Origin of the sequence: Anaeromassilibacillus sp. Marseille-P3371 (assembly GCF_900169665.1) — a bacterium.
Lineage (GTDB): Bacteria > Bacillota > Clostridia > Oscillospirales > Acutalibacteraceae > Anaeromassilibacillus.
The window spans coordinates 1521398-1537221 of sequence record NZ_LT835157.1 but is presented as its reverse complement, the minus strand read 5'-3'; the positions used below and the strand labels follow the sequence as shown (position 1 = coordinate 1537221).

Annotated in this window: 16 protein-coding genes; 5 read left to right on the top strand and 11 right to left on the bottom strand. The window is 50.2% G+C overall.

Going from position 1 to position 15824, the window contains the following annotated elements; genetic code table 11:
• Positions 1–143: 143 nt before the first annotated feature.
• The 3 genes from mobQ to B9Y59_RS05765 all read left to right on the top strand — a co-directional run bounded on the left by mobQ (position 144) and on the right by B9Y59_RS05765 (position 3740).
• Positions 144–1724 (top strand): MobQ family relaxase, encoded by a 1581-nt coding sequence (gene mobQ / locus B9Y59_RS05775; protein ID WP_085532319.1) that lies wholly within the window; start codon positions 144–146, stop codon positions 1722–1724.
• A 65-nt stretch (positions 1725–1789) separates the two neighbouring features.
• Positions 1790–2434 (top strand): CHC2 zinc finger domain-containing protein, encoded by a 645-nt coding sequence (locus B9Y59_RS05770; RefSeq protein ID WP_085532317.1) that lies wholly within the window; start codon positions 1790–1792, stop codon positions 2432–2434.
• A complete protein-coding gene (locus tag B9Y59_RS05765; protein WP_085532315.1) occupies positions 2403–3740 on the top strand; it encodes a virulence-associated E family protein in 1338 nt (445 codons plus the stop codon). Before B9Y59_RS05770 ends, B9Y59_RS05765 begins: the two co-directional genes overlap by 32 nt.
• Before the next feature lie 28 nt (positions 3741–3768).
• Here the strand turns inward: B9Y59_RS05765 and B9Y59_RS16580 are convergent, their stop codons facing one another.
• The gene (locus tag B9Y59_RS16580; protein ID WP_081645077.1) at positions 3769–4008 is read right to left on the bottom strand and encodes a tweety protein; all 240 of its coding nucleotides are present in this window, start codon (positions 4006–4008) and stop codon (positions 3769–3771) included.
• Here B9Y59_RS16580 and B9Y59_RS05755 point away from each other — a divergent pair.
• Both B9Y59_RS05755 and B9Y59_RS05750 read left to right on the top strand, forming a co-directional pair.
• Complete coding sequence (locus B9Y59_RS05755) at positions 3982–4179, top strand: hypothetical protein (RefSeq protein ID WP_085532313.1); 198 nt, start codon at positions 3982–3984, stop codon at positions 4177–4179. The two genes, B9Y59_RS16580 and B9Y59_RS05755, sit on opposite strands and share 27 nt — an antisense overlap.
• Positions 4180–5850 (top strand): recombinase family protein, encoded by a 1671-nt coding sequence (locus B9Y59_RS05750; protein WP_002569219.1) that lies wholly within the window; start codon positions 4180–4182, stop codon positions 5848–5850.
• A 217-nt stretch (positions 5851–6067) separates the two neighbouring features.
• Here the strand turns inward: B9Y59_RS05750 and B9Y59_RS05745 are convergent, their stop codons facing one another.
• The 10 genes from B9Y59_RS05745 to B9Y59_RS05700 all read right to left on the bottom strand — a co-directional run bounded on the left by B9Y59_RS05745 (position 6068) and on the right by B9Y59_RS05700 (position 15807).
• Positions 6068–6445, bottom strand: coding sequence for a ComEA family DNA-binding protein (locus tag B9Y59_RS05745; protein ID WP_085532311.1), 378 nt, complete (start codon positions 6443–6445; stop codon positions 6068–6070).
• 22 nt (positions 6446–6467) lie between these two features.
• On the bottom strand, positions 6468–7277 hold the full coding sequence (locus B9Y59_RS05740) for a Cof-type HAD-IIB family hydrolase (RefSeq protein WP_085532309.1): 810 nt from the start codon (positions 7275–7277) through the stop codon (positions 6468–6470).
• Positions 7274–8236: an RluA family pseudouridine synthase gene (locus B9Y59_RS05735; protein WP_411655705.1), complete on the bottom strand. Its 963-nt coding sequence runs from the start codon at positions 8234–8236 to the stop codon at positions 7274–7276. The genes B9Y59_RS05740 and B9Y59_RS05735 overlap by 4 nt, the downstream gene beginning before the upstream one ends.
• On the bottom strand, positions 8229–8705 hold the full coding sequence (lspA, locus tag B9Y59_RS05730) for a signal peptidase II (RefSeq protein WP_054323174.1): 477 nt from the start codon (positions 8703–8705) through the stop codon (positions 8229–8231). The genes B9Y59_RS05735 and lspA overlap by 8 nt, the downstream gene beginning before the upstream one ends.
• Before the next feature lie 128 nt (positions 8706–8833).
• Positions 8834–11623 (bottom strand): isoleucine--tRNA ligase, encoded by a 2790-nt coding sequence (gene ileS, locus B9Y59_RS05725; protein WP_085532307.1) that lies wholly within the window; start codon positions 11621–11623, stop codon positions 8834–8836.
• A 21-nt stretch (positions 11624–11644) separates the two neighbouring features.
• Positions 11645–12346: a DivIVA domain-containing protein gene (locus tag B9Y59_RS05720; protein ID WP_082402065.1), complete on the bottom strand. Its 702-nt coding sequence runs from the start codon at positions 12344–12346 to the stop codon at positions 11645–11647.
• Positions 12347–12362: 16 nt separating this feature from the next.
• Positions 12363–13121, bottom strand: coding sequence for a YlmH/Sll1252 family protein (locus B9Y59_RS05715; protein WP_085532305.1), 759 nt, complete (start codon positions 13119–13121; stop codon positions 12363–12365).
• Positions 13121–13600 carry a cell division protein SepF gene (locus B9Y59_RS05710; RefSeq protein ID WP_054323071.1) on the bottom strand — a complete coding sequence of 160 codons (480 nt, stop codon included), beginning with the start codon at positions 13598–13600 and terminating at the stop codon, positions 13121–13123. Before B9Y59_RS05710 ends, B9Y59_RS05715 begins: the two co-directional genes overlap by 1 nt.
• Positions 13601–13697: 97 nt before the next feature.
• Complete coding sequence (locus B9Y59_RS05705) at positions 13698–14438, bottom strand: YggS family pyridoxal phosphate-dependent enzyme (RefSeq protein ID WP_054323072.1); 741 nt, start codon at positions 14436–14438, stop codon at positions 13698–13700.
• A complete protein-coding gene (locus B9Y59_RS05700; protein WP_054323073.1) occupies positions 14419–15807 on the bottom strand; it encodes a biotin/lipoyl attachment domain-containing protein in 1389 nt (462 codons plus the stop codon). The genes B9Y59_RS05705 and B9Y59_RS05700 overlap by 20 nt, the downstream gene beginning before the upstream one ends.
• Positions 15808–15824 lie beyond the last annotated feature (17 nt).

Sequence of the window (15824 nt, the reverse complement as noted above, 5' to 3'; positions counted from 1 at the left end):
GAACTTTTACAACTAAATACCCGCCGCCCATACAGCGGCACACCGAGCAGGAAATCTGAAAAAGGTCTCCTGCTTTTTTTCTGCCCAAAATGAGGTGGTAAAACACCACCCCATCCACCAATTACCGAAAGGAGGGACACGAAATGCCCTGTCCACACAACGAAATCACGATTGTGCAGCGCAGCCAGCGACAGTCTGCGGTTGCCGCCGCTGCTTACCAGAGTGGCGAAAAGCTGTTCTGTGAATACGACCAGCAAGTGAAGCACTACCCGGAAAAGCGTGGTATCGTCCACAATGAAATCCTGCTCCCGGCAAATGCCCCGCCGGAGTATGCAGACCGCAATACCCTATGGAACGCCGCCGAAGCTGTGGAAAAACAATGGAACTCCCAGCTTGCAAGGCGGTGGGTGCTTACCATCCCCAGAGAGATACCGCCTGACCAATATGCTGTCCTTGTTCGGGAGTTTTGCCAGCAGCAGTTTGTTTCCAAAGGCATGATTGCTGATTTTGCCATCCATGACCCCCATCCGCCGGGACACAATCCCCACGCCCATGTCCTGCTCACTATGAGGGCAATGGACGAACATGGGAAATGGCTTCCCAAGAGCCGCAAGGTTTATGACCTTGATGAAAGCGGAGAACGGATAAAACTTCCGTCCGGCAGGTGGAAAAGCCACAAGGAGGATACGGTTGATTGGAACGACCAGAAGTATTGTGAAATCTGGCGGCATGAATGGGAGGTCATCCAGAACCGCTATCTGGAAGCCAATGACCGCCCGGAGCGTGTGGACTTGCGTTCCTATGCCAGACAGGGGCTTGATATAGTCCCCACTGTCCATGAGGGGGCTGCTGTCCAGCAGATGGAAAAGCGTGGTATCCAGACGAATATCGGCAACCTGAACCGGGAAATCAAAGCCGCCAACCGCCTGATGCAGTCCATTCGGCAGCTCATTCAAAACCTCAAAGGCTGGATTACCGAACTGGGAGAAAAACGGAAAGAGCTACTTGCACAAAAAACGGCGGAGAAAGCGACACTTCTTCCCAATCTGCTGATGAAGTATATGGAGATACGAAAAGAAGAACGGAGGGACTGGACAAGGGCTGGACAGAACCGGGGGACTTCACAGGACTTAAAGGCAGTCAGCGAAGCATTGTCCTATCTCCGGCAAAAGGGACTTTCCACTGTGGAGGACTTAGAAGCGTTTCTGGAAGCGTCCGGGAAATCAGCCGCCGATTACCGCAATCAGATGAAGCCAAAGGAAGCCCGCAGCAAAGTGATTGACGGGATTCTTGCCAGCCGGACAGACTGCAAAGAATGTAAGGCTGTCTATGAGAAGTACCAGAAGATATTTTTTAAGAAAACAAAGGAGAAATTCAAACAGGAACACCCGGAGGTTGCCCGGTATGAGAAAGCCGCCGCCTACCTTGCCAAGCACCCGGACGATAAGGACAGTACCCAAAAGGAGCTGCAAGAGGAGCAGGAAACGCTTCTCAGCGAAATCGCAGAACTGAAAGTACCGCTGACCGAGGTACAGGAGGATTTGAAGAAGCTGCGGGACATCCGCTACTGGGTACGGAAAGCCACACCCGGCACAGAGGAAAGCAAAGAGCCGCCCAAGAAGCAGCCCATCAAGGAAGTCTTGCAGGATAAGGCAGACGAGAAAAAAGCACAAAGAACCGCCCCGGCACAGGCGAAACACAGACAACAGGATATGGAACTTTAACAGGCACTTGCCATTTTCAATCAGAGAATGTCAGGTGCTTTTCTTATTTTCAAGGAGGGATAGATTTGAATGTATTTGAAGCTGTGAAGCAGTCCGTCACAACAAGACAGGCTGCGGAGCATTATGGAATCCATGTAGGTCGGAACGGGATGGCTTGTTGCCCGTTCCATAACGATAAAACCCCAAGCATGAAGCTGGATCGGCGTTACCACTGCTTCGGCTGCGGTACGGATGGGGATGTGATTGATTTTGCCGCCGCTCTGTATGGGCTGGGAAAGAAAGAAGCCGCCGTACAACTGGCACAGGACTTTGGAATTTCCTATGAGGACTGGAAACCGCCGGGAAAGGTAAAAAAGCCCAAGCCCCGGCAGAAATCCCCGGAGGAACAGTTTCAGGAAGCAAAGAACCGCTGCTCCCGTATCCTTGCCGATTATCTCCACCTGCTTAGGGCATGGAGAAAGGATTATGTCCCGCACTCCCCGGAGGAAGCCTTTCATCCCCGGTTTGTGGAAGCCTTACAGAAGCAAGCCCAAGTGGAATATCTGCTGGATGTGCTGCTGTTCGGGGAGACAGAGGAAAAAGCGGCTTTGATTACGGACTACGGAAAGGATGTGATACAGCTTGAACAACGAATGGCAGAGTTTGCAGCCGCAGACGCAGCAAGAACTAAAAAACACCATGAACGCCATGCAGCCGCCACAGAGCGTTGAGGAAATCAAGGCGGGGCTGGAAACTACCGAGAAAGGCGGTGTCCGTCAGAGCATACGGAACTGCCTGACCGTATTCCAGCGTGACCCTCTGCTTTCCGGGGCTATCGCATACAACATCCTGACCGACCGCAAGGACATCATAAAGCCCATTGGCTTCCACAGAGAAAGCACCGCCCTGAGCGATACGGACATGAAGTATCTGCTTCTTTATCTGGAAGAAACCTATGGGCTTACCAATGAGAAAAAGATTGATAATGCCATCGGGATTGTGGCGAATGAAAACAAGTACCATCCCATCCGGGACTATCTCAATACTCTTGTGTGGGATGGGACAGAGCGAATCCGTTTCTGCCTGCGGCACTTTCTGGGGGCTGACGCAGATGATTACACCTATGAAGCATTGAAGCTGTTCCTGTTGGGTGCAATCTCACGAGCCTTTCAGCCAGGGTGCAAATTTGAAATCATGCTCTGTCTGGTAGGCGGTCAGGGGGCTGGCAAGTCCACCTTCTTCCGTCTGCTGGCAGTCCGGGACGAGTGGTTCTCCGATGATTTGCGGAAGCTGGACGATGACAATGTGTACCGCAAGCTGCAAGGTCACTGGATTATCGAAATGTCGGAAATGATGGCAACCGCAAACGCCAAGAGCATCGAAGAAATCAAGTCATTTTTAAGCCGGCAGAAGGAGGTCTACAAGATACCCTATGAAACCCACCCGGCAGACCGCCCCCGCCAGTGCGTGTTTGGCGGCACTTCCAATGCTCTTGACTTCCTGCCCCTTGATCGTTCCGGCAACCGCCGCTTTATCCCCGTCATGGTGTACCCGGAACAAGCCGAGGTTCACATTTTGGAGGATGAAGCTGCTTCCAGAGCCTATATCGAGCAAATGTGGGCAGAAGCTATGGAGATTTACCGAAGCGGCAGGTTCAAGCTGGCTTTCAGCCCCGCCATGCAGCGGTATCTCAAAGAACACCAGCGGGATTTTATGCCGGAGGACACCAAAGCCGGGATGATACAGGCGTATCTTGATAAGTACACCGGGAGCATGGTCTGCTCCAAGCAGCTCTACAAGGAAGCCTTGAACCATGCCTTTGACGAGCCGAAGCAATGGGAAATCCGGGAAATCAACGAGATTATGAACCAATGCATTGACCGCTGGCGGTACTTCCCGAACCCAAGAATGTTTTCAGAATATGGCAGACAAAAGGGCTGGGAGCGTGAAAACCCGGCAACGGACTCCGGCAACCCGTCTGAAAAAACGGTGGACGGTTTTGTGGAGGTCACAGAACAGATGGAGCTTCCATTCTGAGAATGACAGCCCGTTGCACCTCCTGTTGCTATCCCGTTGCCGAGCCGGTTGCCGGGGAAAATCCCTTATTTCCGGGCTTTTCTCCCTTATAACAACCAAAACAACAGAAAAATAAAAGAAAAGTATAAATAGTAAGTAGTGCCAGATTGAGATTGTTTGCAAGGTCTTTTGAAGCCCGTTGCCGGACTTCGTTGCCGACACCCTCTGTCTGGCTATTTTCATGTATGGAGGATAACTGCCTATGGCAAAAAACAAAACAGAGATTCATGTGACCACTGTATTTGACGGGGAGCTGGATGCAACCGATGTGTTCGTCAGCCTGATTTCCCAGAAATACGGAAAGACAAATACGAAAGAATATCTTGCTAAAAAGAAAGATATGAGCTATAATGATGATGAGGTTCAAAAGAGCCAGATACCGTCTGGATTGTGTGGGTAAATGGCTATGATGAACGAAATGGAATACAGAACAATCGGTTCGGCACTTGCCGGGGGCTATCGTGCGGCGGTCTATTGCAGGCTGTCAAAGGACGATGACCTGCAAGGCGAAAGTGCCAGTATCGCAAACCAGCGTGATATGCTGGAAAAATACTGCGAAAAGCAGGGATGGGAGGTTGTGGCAGTCTATCAGGACGATGGTTTCACAGGTCTTAATATGGAGCGTCCTGATTTACAGAGAATGTTGAGAGCCATTGAGCGCAGGCAAATCAACCTTGTCATCACGAAAGACCTCAGCCGACTGGGGCGTAACTATCTGCAAACCGGGCATTTGATTGAGGACTTTTTCCCAAGAAACGGTGTCCGCTATATCGCCATGAATGACGGTATCGACACCCTGCGTGATAACAACGATATTGCCCCGTTCAAGAATATCCTGAACGAGATGTACAGCAAGGATATTTCCAAGAAAGTCCATTCCTCTTATCTTCTGAAAGCGCAGAAAGGACAGTTTACCGGGTGTCTTGCCCCGTTTGGGTATCGGAAAGACCCGGAGGACAAAAACCATCTGCTCATTGACGAGGAAACCGCCCCGATTGTGCGGCTGATTTTCGGATATGCCCTAAACGGTCATGGTCCGAACTATATCCGCAGACGGCTGGAGGAAGAAAAAATCCCCTGCCCCACATGGTGGAACCGGGAACGGGGGCTTCGCAATACCCGAACCAAATGGGAAAAGAAAGACCCGGAAAACGGACGGTATATGTGGGACTTCTCCGTTATCAAAGACCTTTTGATGAATCCCGTTTACACCGGGGCGATTGCTTCCCAGAAAAAAGACTACCGTTTCAAAATCGGCACGATTGGGGAAAAGAAGCCGGAGGACTGGATTGTAGTGGAGGGACAGCATGAACCGCTGATTGATCGCATGAGCTTTGACATTGTGCAGAACAAGCTGAAATCCCGCCAGCGTCCGGGGCAGACCAATGAAATCAGCCTGTTTGCCGGACTGATAAAATGCGGCGAGTGTGGGAAGTCGCTGACGATACGCTACACAAACGCAAAACATCCCCAGCAGATTTATTCCTGCAAGACCTACAATGCCTTTGGAAAGAACCACTGCACCCAGCACCGGATTGACTATGACACCCTTTACAGCCATGTGCTGCGGAAAATCCGGGAATGTGCCAGAGCTGCCCTGATGGACGGGGAAGCGGTTGCCGACCGCCTGACCAATACCTGTGAAGCCGAGCAGCGGGAACAGCGGGAAGCAATGGAACGCTCCCTCACAAGGGACGAGGAACGGATTGAGGTTCTGGACAAAATGGTAATGCGGCTTTATGAGGATATGATTGCAGGGCGTATCAGTGAGCAGAATTTCAACACCATGCTGGAAAAGACACAGACCGAGCAGACGGAGCTTAAAACAAAAGTGTCCGAGGGCAGAAAGCGGCTGTCCGATGAAGTCCAGCTTGCCAATGACGCAAAACAATGGGTGGAAGCCATTCAGGAATACGCCAACATCACAGAGCTGGACGCAGCCACCCTCAACCGCTTAATCAAAGAAATCGTCGTGCATGAGCGCATTGACGAAGATAAAACAAGACACATTTCTATCGAAATTCATTTTAATCTCAAACCCATCCCGGAGGTGGAACAGGTCACTGCCTGACCTGTCCCGCCGGGACGGTTCTCTTAAAAACACCATATAGATTTTTTGTACACCGCCGCCCGCCATCGAGCAGAGTTTTACACCTAATTGGGTATGAAACATTTCACGGCCTAAGGATACCCTCGTTTTTTTAGAAACCCAGATATTTTTTCAAACAAAAAGAGGATGCCCCTTGCCTATGAATCCAAAGATTCGTAGTTTGGGGGGCACCCTCTTTTTATTCAGCCGGCTCCACTGTCACACTGTCTCGAATCTGCTCAAAAAGAACCTCTCCGATTCCTTTCACTTCCTTTAGTTCCTCGACACGGGAAAAGCCGCCATATTCTTCCCGATAATCGATGATTCGCTGTGCCAGAGCTGGCCCAATACCTTGTAACGTATCCAAATCCTCCAGGGAAGCGGTATTCAAATGGATTTTCTCAGAAGATTCCTCCGCTTCCATGGAATACTCGCCATTCCCTGAAAGCCGGTCGGTTTCTACAAAGCTTTCTAAAGAAGCATCCGGAACATAAAACGCATTGTATCCGATCAAAAGCGCACAAAACACCAACGCTATGGCAATCAAAACCCGTGTCTGCCGCTTTTCCTCTTCCACTTCTGGGTCACCTCTTCCCGATTCAACCGTATTGCCGCTCAATCTCCTCAATCAAATCCGCAACTGCCCCGTGATAGCAGTGCCCCACTACCAAATCCGCCCGTTCCTTTAGGTCGTCCGGCGCGTTTTCCGGCACAACCGCCACACCAGCAGCGTCCAACAATTCCACATCGTTGTAGTAATCACCGATGGCATAGACATTTTGCATACAAAAACCAGCGAATTCAGCCGCTCTCATCAGTGCCTTCCCTTTGCTTGCCTGCTCTGGCAACATCTCTAAATAATTCTCAGAGGAGGACACAAACCGCACCCCTGGATGTAAAAATGTGTGGGTAAAAGCTTCCATGGCATCTTTTTTATCCGCATCGTCTGCAAAGAGTGCTTTATACCATGGCTGCGTTGGATCAATCGGCGGCCCATCCTGCCAAGAAACATGCTCATGGTTGAGGTGTTCCGTCACGTAGGCATTGCGGCGCAATATGTGGATGGTTTCCTGACAAAAGTATTCAATTCCCGCAGTCGGAAACTGGTCGTACAGTGTCTGGATATATCCCGCGGCGCTCGTCTGCTCCAAAGAACAATTCCAGAGCATTCTCTCCTGAAGATAATCATACAAAATCGTCCCATTGAGACAAATACAAGGGCCTTTGGGATGGGTAAGCGCTGCATAACGTGCACCAGATCGTATCGAACGCCCTGTGGCAATGGCAAAACTCCCGCCCGCTTCCTGGAAACGCGCAATGGCATCCAAATTGCGCTGGGGAACTACAAAGTTTTCCCCGATTAAGGTCCCATCCAGATCACTGACCAGTAGAATCCCCTGCAAGTTCAAGTCCCATCACTCCCTGCGGTCTGTTTTCTTAACTTTTCCAATAGTGTCATAAAATAGGGCGGCAGTTCACTTGTGATTTCCAAATAGTTTCCCGTACGCGGATGAATAAAGCCGACGACCCGCGCATGCAGGCATTGGCCGTCAAGATTGGGAACCGGCTTTTTGGGCCCGTACACCGGGTCACCCGCCACCGGATGTCCAATGTATGCCATGTGTACACGAATCTGATGTGTACGCCCTGTCTCCAATTTCAGCCGCACATGTGTAAATCCCTTATACCGCGCTAAAACTTCAAAGTGCGTCACGGCATTGCGAGCATTCTTTTCTGTAACCGCCATACGCTTGCGATCCGTGGGATGACGGCCGATCGGTGCATCCACGGTGCCGGTATCCTCTTTGAGGTTACCATGGACTACCGCTTCATACACACGTGTAAAGTGATGCTCTTTAATCTGTTCTGCCAAATGTTGATGCGCGAAGTCATTCTTGGCGACGATCAATAACCCACTGGTATCCTTGTCAATGCGATGGACGATCCCCGGGCGAATCACCCCATTGATTCCAGAGAGGGAATCTCCACAATGCGCCAGCAATGCATTGACCAATGTTCCATTTGCATGGCCAGCCGCCGGATGTACCACCATTCCCTTCGGCTTATTGACCACCAAGAGATCGGCATCCTCATATCGAATATCCAAGGGGATCGCTTCCGGTAAGACATCCAATCCGACCGGTTCCGGCAAAATCACTTCGATTTTATCACCCCGATGCAGACGGTATTTTTTACCCAAGATTTTTCCCTCACAGGAAACCTTTCCCTGCTCAGCGAGGCGTTCCGCTGCTGAACGTGTGAGTTCCTCCATTCGAATGGAGAGGAATTTGTCCAGACGCAGTCCTTCATCCTCAGACTCCGCTACAACGCAAAGCGGCTCCCCCATGCGCATTTCCAGATTATTCATGGCTATCCAACCGCTTTTCATTCTTCCGTTCCAGGAAGAACAGGATGTGTATCATCAAAAGAACGGTCCCCACCGTCACACAACAATCTGCAAAATTAAAGATCGGCGGGAAAAATGACACATGAATATAATCGACTACATAGCCCAAAAAGATACGGTCGATCAGGTTCCCAATACCGCCGCCAATAATCAAGATAGAAGCTGCAATCGAGCAGGCACTGTGCTTTTTATAGACAAACAAACCTGCAATCAATAGAATCGTAATGAAACCTGTGGTAACAATAAAAAACCAACGCTGATCCTGCAACATTCCAAATGCTGCACCACGATTCTCTAAATAAGTAAAATCTAAAAGGCCTGGAATGGCAGTCATACTCCCCACCGGCTTCAATTGTACCACAACTAAACGCTTAATCAATTGATCCACCAAAGCAGCCACGACCGCCAGGGCTAGAGAAAGAATTGCCAATGTAAATCCTCCTTTGCGCCTTCGCGCGGTTTCGGATCGGATGAAAAAAGGGCGAACTTCCGCCCGCCCTTTCCAACCATACTTGTATTCTCCCATGTATCGGGTCTTCCATACATCGCCGCAGCGAATCAGCGCAAAGCCTCTGCACAGTGTTCACACACATCCGGATGTGCAGGATCGCTCCCCACCGTGTGGCTGAAACTCCAACAACGGGCACATTTTTCGCCCTCTGCGTGGCTGACTGTGACCGAAAGTTCCGGAACTTCTTCACCCGTAAATTCGCCCTTGCCGCTGTTTGATACCTCAATCTGAGAGACAATAAAGACCTCGGCCAACTCATCCTCAACCGACTTTACAAAATCATACAACTCGCCTTCACAGAACAGCTGAACCTTTGCATCCAGGGAGGCGCCGATCACTTTATTCTTGCGCGCCAACTCCAGCGCTTTTTTTACATCGTCGCGCAGCTGATGGATACGATCCCAACGAGCGGTGAACGCATTGTCCACATCCACACCAGTTGCCTGGGGCATCTCATTGAACAGCACACATTCTCGATCTGCTTTGCTGTCATGCGGCATAGCCTGCCAAATCTCATCCGAAGTGTATGCCAAAATGGGCGAAATCAGGCGCGTCATACCATCTAAAATGATATACATTGCAGTCTGTGCGGCTCTGCGGCTCTGACTGTCCGGCTTTTCCACATAGAGACGGTTTTTCAATACATCCAGATAGAAGTTCGACATGTCTACTACGCAGAAATTATGAATTGCGTGGTAAGCATTGTGGAATTCATACGTATCATACGCTTCTTTACACTTTGCAGACAACGCATCCAGCTTTGTCAAGGCCCAACGATCGAGCGGCTGCAACTGTTCCAACTGTACCTGATCCTTGTCCGGGTCAAAGTCCGAAAGATTGCCCAGGATAAAGCGCGCTGTGTTCCGAATCTTCCGATAAGCGTCCGAAAGTTGTTTAAGGATTTCCTTGGAAATGCGAATGTCCGCATGATAATCCGAAGACGCCACCCACAGGCGCAGAATATCCGCGCCATACTGGTCGATGATTTCCTGCGGAAGAATACCATTTCCCAAAGATTTACTCATCTTACGGCCTTCGCCGTCCACCACCCAGCCGTGGGTGACAACCGCTTTATACGGTGCAGTCCCGCGCGTTGCCACGCTGGTCAACAAAGAGGATTGGAACCAACCGCGGTACTGGTCCGCCCCCTCCAAATAAAGGTCCGCCGGCCACTTGAGCTCCGGACGCTGCTGCAAAACAGCCGCATGTGTGGAGCCGGAGTCAAACCAGACGTCCATAATGTCATGCTCTTTTTTGAAGTCCGTACAGCCACATTTCTGACATTTCACGCCCGCTGGCAGGAGGTCCTTTTCTTCCATGGCATACCATGCATCCGAACCCTTGTCCCGGAAGATCTCTGAAATATGCAGCATAACGTCCTTGTCAATCAGCGGCTCGCCACATTCCTTACAATAGAAGATCGGAATCGGCACACCCCACCGGCGCTGACGGGAAATACACCAATCCTTGCGATCCATTACCATGGATGTGATGCGGTCTTTTCCCCATCCTGGAATCCATTCCACCTCATTGATGGCTTCAACCGCCTGTTTCTTAAAGGAATCCACCGAACAGAACCACTGCTCGGTAGCCCGGAACAAAACCGGATTTTTGCAGCGCCAGCAATGCGGATATTGGTGAATGATGTGCTGCATCGCAAACATTGCGCCAGTTTCCTGCAAGTGCTTGGCGATCACCTTGTTGGCCGCCTCGGTGGTCAAGCCGGCAAACTGACCCGCCTCTTCGGTGAGTTTTCCATGGCTGTCCACTGGGACAACAACGGGCAGCTCCGGGTAATGGTCGCGGCAGACTTCAAAGTCTTCTACGCCATGTCCAGGCGCAGTATGGACACAGCCGGTACCGCTTTCCAGAGTGACATGATCTCCTAAGATGACCAAAGAGGTGCGGTCCAAAAATGGATGTTGCGCCTTCATATATTCAAGATCGCTGCCCTTAAACGTAGCAATCACTTCATAATCTGTTTTTTCAGCTTCTTTCATCGCGCCTTCCATTAACGCAGAAGCCATCACATAGTATTCCTCTTCCCATTTGACCAGAGAATACTCAAATTCCGGTCCCAAGCAAATCGCCACATTGCCGGGCAATGTCCAAGTGGTCGTGGTCCAGATCACAAAATAGGTCTTGGAAAGATCTGCTCCTTTTTCTGTAAACAACCCCTTGTCATCCGTCACACGGAATTTCACATAAATCGAATTGCAGGGATCTTCGGCGTATTCAATCTCAGCCTCTGCCAAGGCAGTCTCACATTCCGGGCACCAGTAGACCGGCTTTAACCCCTTATAGATATATCCCTGTGTCGCCATCTCTGCGAAGATCTTGATCTGTTCCGCCTCAAAATCGTGTGTCAGGGTAATGTATGGATTTGCCCAATCCCCGATGCCGCCCAAGCGTTTAAATTCATTGCGCTGGTCGTCCAGATACCCGAGGGCAAATTCGCGGCAGAGCTTCCGTAGCTCTACGTCGGAAATGGTCGTGGAGTTCTCAACGCCCGCCTTTTTGCGCGCCTTGAGTTCCGTAGGCAGACCATGTGTATCCCAACCGGGCACATACGGCGCCTTGTAACCTGCCATATTGCGATAACGGACAATAATATCTTTGAGCGTTTTATTTAAAGCAGTCCCCAGATGAATGTCGCCGTTGGCATAAGGAGGGCCGTCATGCAGTACAAAAAGCGGTTTTCCCTCGTTTTTCTCCAACACCTTTTCATAGATATGCTTTTCTTCCCAAGTCTTCAGCATTTCCGGCTCCCGTTTCGGCAAGCTAGCTTGCATCGGGAAGTCGGTCTTGGGAAGGTTCAGCGTGCTTTTATAATCCATTGGTCTCTACTCTCCTTGGTTTTATTTGCCCGGCGTAAACACATCCGTCGGTATATTCAGGCCATCGTCGCCGTGTGAAAAGGATTCTTGCGGCGAGATGTCCGGATCATCGTCAAAATTCGCAATAGTCACATGAAAATCCGCTGGAAGCTCCATGGTGGGTTCTTCTGCCACCGGCGGCTCCTCTGTCTGCTTGACCGGCTGCGGCTTAATTTCCTGTTCCGGCTGTGGCTTATAGGTCGGAATTGCGTCAATCAAGGTTAAATGCTTTTTATAGGTCTCCAAAAGCTGTGCACGGAAGTCCGAAACTTCTTTTTTCAAGCGCTCCAACTCGCGCTTTTGCTCTTGAATACTCTCTTCCGCCGTACTGGCGATATGGCCAGCTTTGAGGGTAGCATCCTTCACAATAATCTCCGCCTTATGGCGCGCTTCTCGGATGGAAGCATCCCCCAACTTCTGCGCACTCACAAGGGCATTTTTTATTTCATCCTCTTCCTGCCGGTAATCCTCGATCTTCCCTGCCAAAACCTCTAACTTCTTGAGAAGCTGCTCTTTCTCCGCATTCTGCTTCTCCATCTCTTCCTTGAGTTCAATATTTTTCTTCAACAGTTCGTCGTAGGACTCCTTTACTTGGTCGATGAAGTTGTCCACGTCCTCAGTATTATACCCGGAGAACCGTGACTTTCGAAAACTGACATTGATGATGTCGTTGAGCGTAAGCATATAGGAAGCCTCCCAATCAAATATATTTTCTGCCGGCAATGCTGAGCCGTCCTTTTTTGGTCACGGGGCCGATTCGGTCCAAAATATACCGCCCTTTTCCCCGGATCGACAACTTTGCCTCTTCCGTAACCTGTGTGGAAACCGAAGTGACTACCTCGTGATTGAGCATTACCACTCCAGCCGAAACCAGCCCCGCCGCCTTTTCCCTGCTGACACCTGCGGCCAACGCAACAATACAGTCCAGCCGGGCAGAGGCCACTACACCGGAAAATGGCGCAAACGTATGCGGCACAGGCAGTGGTTCTTGCGCGCCTCGTGACAGCGTAACCCCCACACGGCCGATCTTATCGGTCTGTTGTAAAAGGAACTCGGCAACCTCCGCACGAGAGAACAAAACTGCACGGCCAGGCTCCACCAAGATGTCCCCCAGCGTCTCACGCACGACCCCCTTGGAAAGCAGCGCTCCCAAAAAATCACGATGGGTCAAAGAATCACACATCCGGTAGGAAACCGTAAAAGTTTCCAACGGAAAATCCTCTGGGCACGCTTCCTGATAATCCGGAAAGGCGCCAAACAAGACACGTTCTGCCTCTGGATATCCACCCCAGAGCAAAAAATTGGAAAAGCCGGTGTGGCGCATGAAACTCTGCGCCACACCCGCCTGACGTTCATCCAGAAAACCGACAAAATGCGCTCGGCCGCGCTCTGCGATTCGCACAGCGTCCCGGAGTTTGGCCTCTAAAACGGCATCATCCATTCCTGTACGCTTGTCCATTAGAAATATACGCCGTTGTTTTCCAGCTCATCCAATACGTCGTCGCCGGTCAAATCGACATTATAGGGTGTAATAATAAAGGTACGCGTCGCCACAGGCTTAATCTTTCCATTCTGAGCATAAGCCACGCCACTGAGGAAATCCAAGATACGGCGAGAGATATTCTTTTCCGTATTCTCCAGATTGAGCACCACCGTATGGCGCTTCAAAAGCTCATCTGCAATGGCGCGTACCTCTTCCCCATAATGTTCGGGCTTAAACAGCACCACTTGCAACTGGGCGGTTGCATGTATATTTACCACTTTATTCCCGGTAGAACTGGAAGGCGCACGGCGAATACTATCGCGCGGCTCTGAAATTGTCTCGTGCTCCAAGGGTTTCTCCTCTTCCTGTGCCGTCTCGTCGTAATCGTAGTCATAATCGTACTCGTCATCTGGCGGATTCCACATATTTTTAAATTTCTGTACCAGTCCTGCCATAATACAAAGCCTCCTAAAATTCTTCTGCTCTCCTTACAGATCAGCGGGTCAAACCTGCGGCGCAGACCCTTTTGCCGCTCCAAAGGAGCTTTTCCTCTCAACGGATGTTATAATTCCGGGCGCCAAAGAGCGCTGAACCAACGCGCACCATATTTGCGCCAGCCAGGATTGCCTGTGCATAATCCGCAGACATCCCCATGGACAAAACATCCATAGAAACATTATCTAATTTTTTGTGTTTCGTGTCAATAAAATATTCGAACATCTTTGAAAAATAGTGCTGTGTCGCCACAGAATCGGCATCTGCCGGCGGAATCGCCATCAAACCGCGCACTCGAAGGGCCGGTAAAGTGGAAATTTCTTTTATGAGCGTCTCCAAATGCTCTGGCAAAACCCCCGACTTATTTTCCTCTCGCCCGATATTGACCTCTATCAGAATATTCATCGTCTGATTTCCCCGTATACTCAGCCGGGAAATCTCCTGTGCCAATTTCATGCTATCTACCGATTGAATCATGCTGACCTTTCCGATCAAATATTTCACTTTATTGGTCTGTAAATGCCCAATAAATTGCACATCGGTCTTTTCACGCTCCAAAGCATCATACTTATCGCACAATTCCTGCACACGATTTTCTCCAATATGGTCCAAGCCCCGTTCAATTCCATAATTGATGACCTCAACCGGGACCGTCTTTGTTGCGGCCAAGAGCGTAATATCCTCTGGCCTGCGCCCCGAGCGGATGGCCGCTTCTGCGATTTCGGCCTGAATCCGTTTCATGTTCTCTTCCAGAGCGCGGCAACGCTGTGCCAGCTCATCACTCGACCACTTTTCCATCGTACAAATCCGTCCCTTCTACAACCACTTCATCATAAAGTTGCACGGTTCGATCCGTAAAGAGTCCCTCCATGGGATCCTCCTGTTGCGCCTCTTCTCCTTCCGCTTCATCCTGCACAAAAGGATCGTAGGACCGCGTCTTTTCTTCTTCCTCTGTCAGCGCTTCACAGATCACATAGCTATTGGTGCTATACAAGGGGAATATCTGACAGAACTGAATTTCGCTGCCGTGCATCACATAAACGCCCTTGACCTCCTTGGTTACGGTTCCATTGACATTGCCATCTTTATCATACGTCTCCTTGGTAATTGTTTCAAAATGCACGGATTTTTGACTGACTCGGATGCCACTGTACTCTTCAATTTCAATCTGCACCGTCTCATTGCGTAGGCGGGCCAGAGATGCATTCATATTGTTACAGCGCATCACCACAGCGGCCTCGGATTCCTTATCCTTTTGATTGATCTTAACGACCTCTGCTGGCAGAGGAGCCGCCGAAGCAAAAGGGAACGTCAATGTGACACAACGGGCTTCATACCGAGTCTGATTTGCCTTCTCCTGAAATTTCAGCGCGGTGTCTGCATCTACAATACAGACAAAATACCAGTTAAAGTCTGCACATACCTTTCCAATCGAAGCCGAGGGTGTCACCTGCATAGCAGCCATCTCACGAATCTGATCCGGTGTGATGTCCTCAACCTGATCGTAATCGAATACGCCTTCATACCCATCCACATAGCTGATGAAGTACCCGGAGTCCGGGGATGCAATCGTCCCTGTTTGTGAACCATGGGTAGAAGCGATGGACTGCCGTTCCGCTTGGAGCGTACTGATCCGCGCATTGAAATCCGTAACCTTTTCTGTAACGATCTGTTTTTCATTCAACAGATAGAGGAATTCCTCTCGGTACTCCGAAAGGTCGCTCAACCCTTCCTTTCGGGAAGCAATGAGCAAGTCCGTCAACTCCTGATTGATCTGCTTGTTCAGAGAATCGGGATTCGCCGCATATGTATCGCCGGGCGTATTCAACTTTTGCAGCCTTGCAATCTCGCTGTCCAATTCCTGCAACTGCCTCTGCGCTGTGGCATCTGCTTCGTTGGCATAGGTGACTGCGACAGTGCCGCCTTTGTGAATATGGCCGCCGTCTTCAACAGCGTATGTCAAAACGCCATTTGCCGGCTGTTCAATCAGGCTTTCTTTCCGAATGGCAATTCCGGTGGTCTCGATGGTATCCGCTTCTGTTTTGCTCAGCGCAGTTTCCGTCCGCACGGTGCTGTAATTGGCACTGTAGATCTGATAACCGATATAGAAAAACAGCAGTAGCGCAATAAAAATAGAGAGCAGCCGCTTCAATATGGAATTGTTCATTCACATCCCCCTTTGTA

What these genes read in the sequence shown, in the direction of transcription:
- B9Y59_RS05765 (WP_085532315.1), top strand. Translation starts at nt 2,403, where the DNA reads ATGAACGCCATGCAGCCGCCACAGAGCGTTGAGGAAATCAAGGCGGGG.
- B9Y59_RS05700 (WP_054323073.1), bottom strand. Translation starts at nt 15,807, where the DNA reads ATGAACAATTCCATATTGAAGCGGCTGCTCTCTATTTTTATTGCGCTA.
- B9Y59_RS05720 (WP_082402065.1), bottom strand. Translation starts at nt 12,346, where the DNA reads ATGCTTACGCTCAACGACATCATCAATGTCAGTTTTCGAAAGTCACGG.
- mobQ (WP_085532319.1), top strand. Translation starts at nt 144, where the DNA reads ATGCCCTGTCCACACAACGAAATCACGATTGTGCAGCGCAGCCAGCGA.
- B9Y59_RS05750 (WP_002569219.1), top strand. Translation starts at nt 4,180, where the DNA reads ATGGCTATGATGAACGAAATGGAATACAGAACAATCGGTTCGGCACTT.
- ileS (WP_085532307.1), bottom strand. Translation starts at nt 11,623, where the DNA reads ATGGATTATAAAAGCACGCTGAACCTTCCCAAGACCGACTTCCCGATG.
- B9Y59_RS05715 (WP_085532305.1), bottom strand. Translation starts at nt 13,121, where the DNA reads ATGGACAAGCGTACAGGAATGGATGATGCCGTTTTAGAGGCCAAACTC.
- B9Y59_RS05755 (WP_085532313.1), top strand. Translation starts at nt 3,982, where the DNA reads ATGGCAAAAAACAAAACAGAGATTCATGTGACCACTGTATTTGACGGG.
- B9Y59_RS05710 (WP_054323071.1), bottom strand. Translation starts at nt 13,600, where the DNA reads ATGGCAGGACTGGTACAGAAATTTAAAAATATGTGGAATCCGCCAGAT.
- B9Y59_RS16580 (WP_081645077.1), bottom strand. Translation starts at nt 4,008, where the DNA reads ATGAATCTCTGTTTTGTTTTTTGCCATAGGCAGTTATCCTCCATACAT.
- B9Y59_RS05705 (WP_054323072.1), bottom strand. Translation starts at nt 14,438, where the DNA reads ATGGAAAAGTGGTCGAGTGATGAGCTGGCACAGCGTTGCCGCGCTCTG.
- B9Y59_RS05735 (WP_411655705.1), bottom strand. Translation starts at nt 8,236, where the DNA reads ATGAATAATCTGGAAATGCGCATGGGGGAGCCGCTTTGCGTTGTAGCG.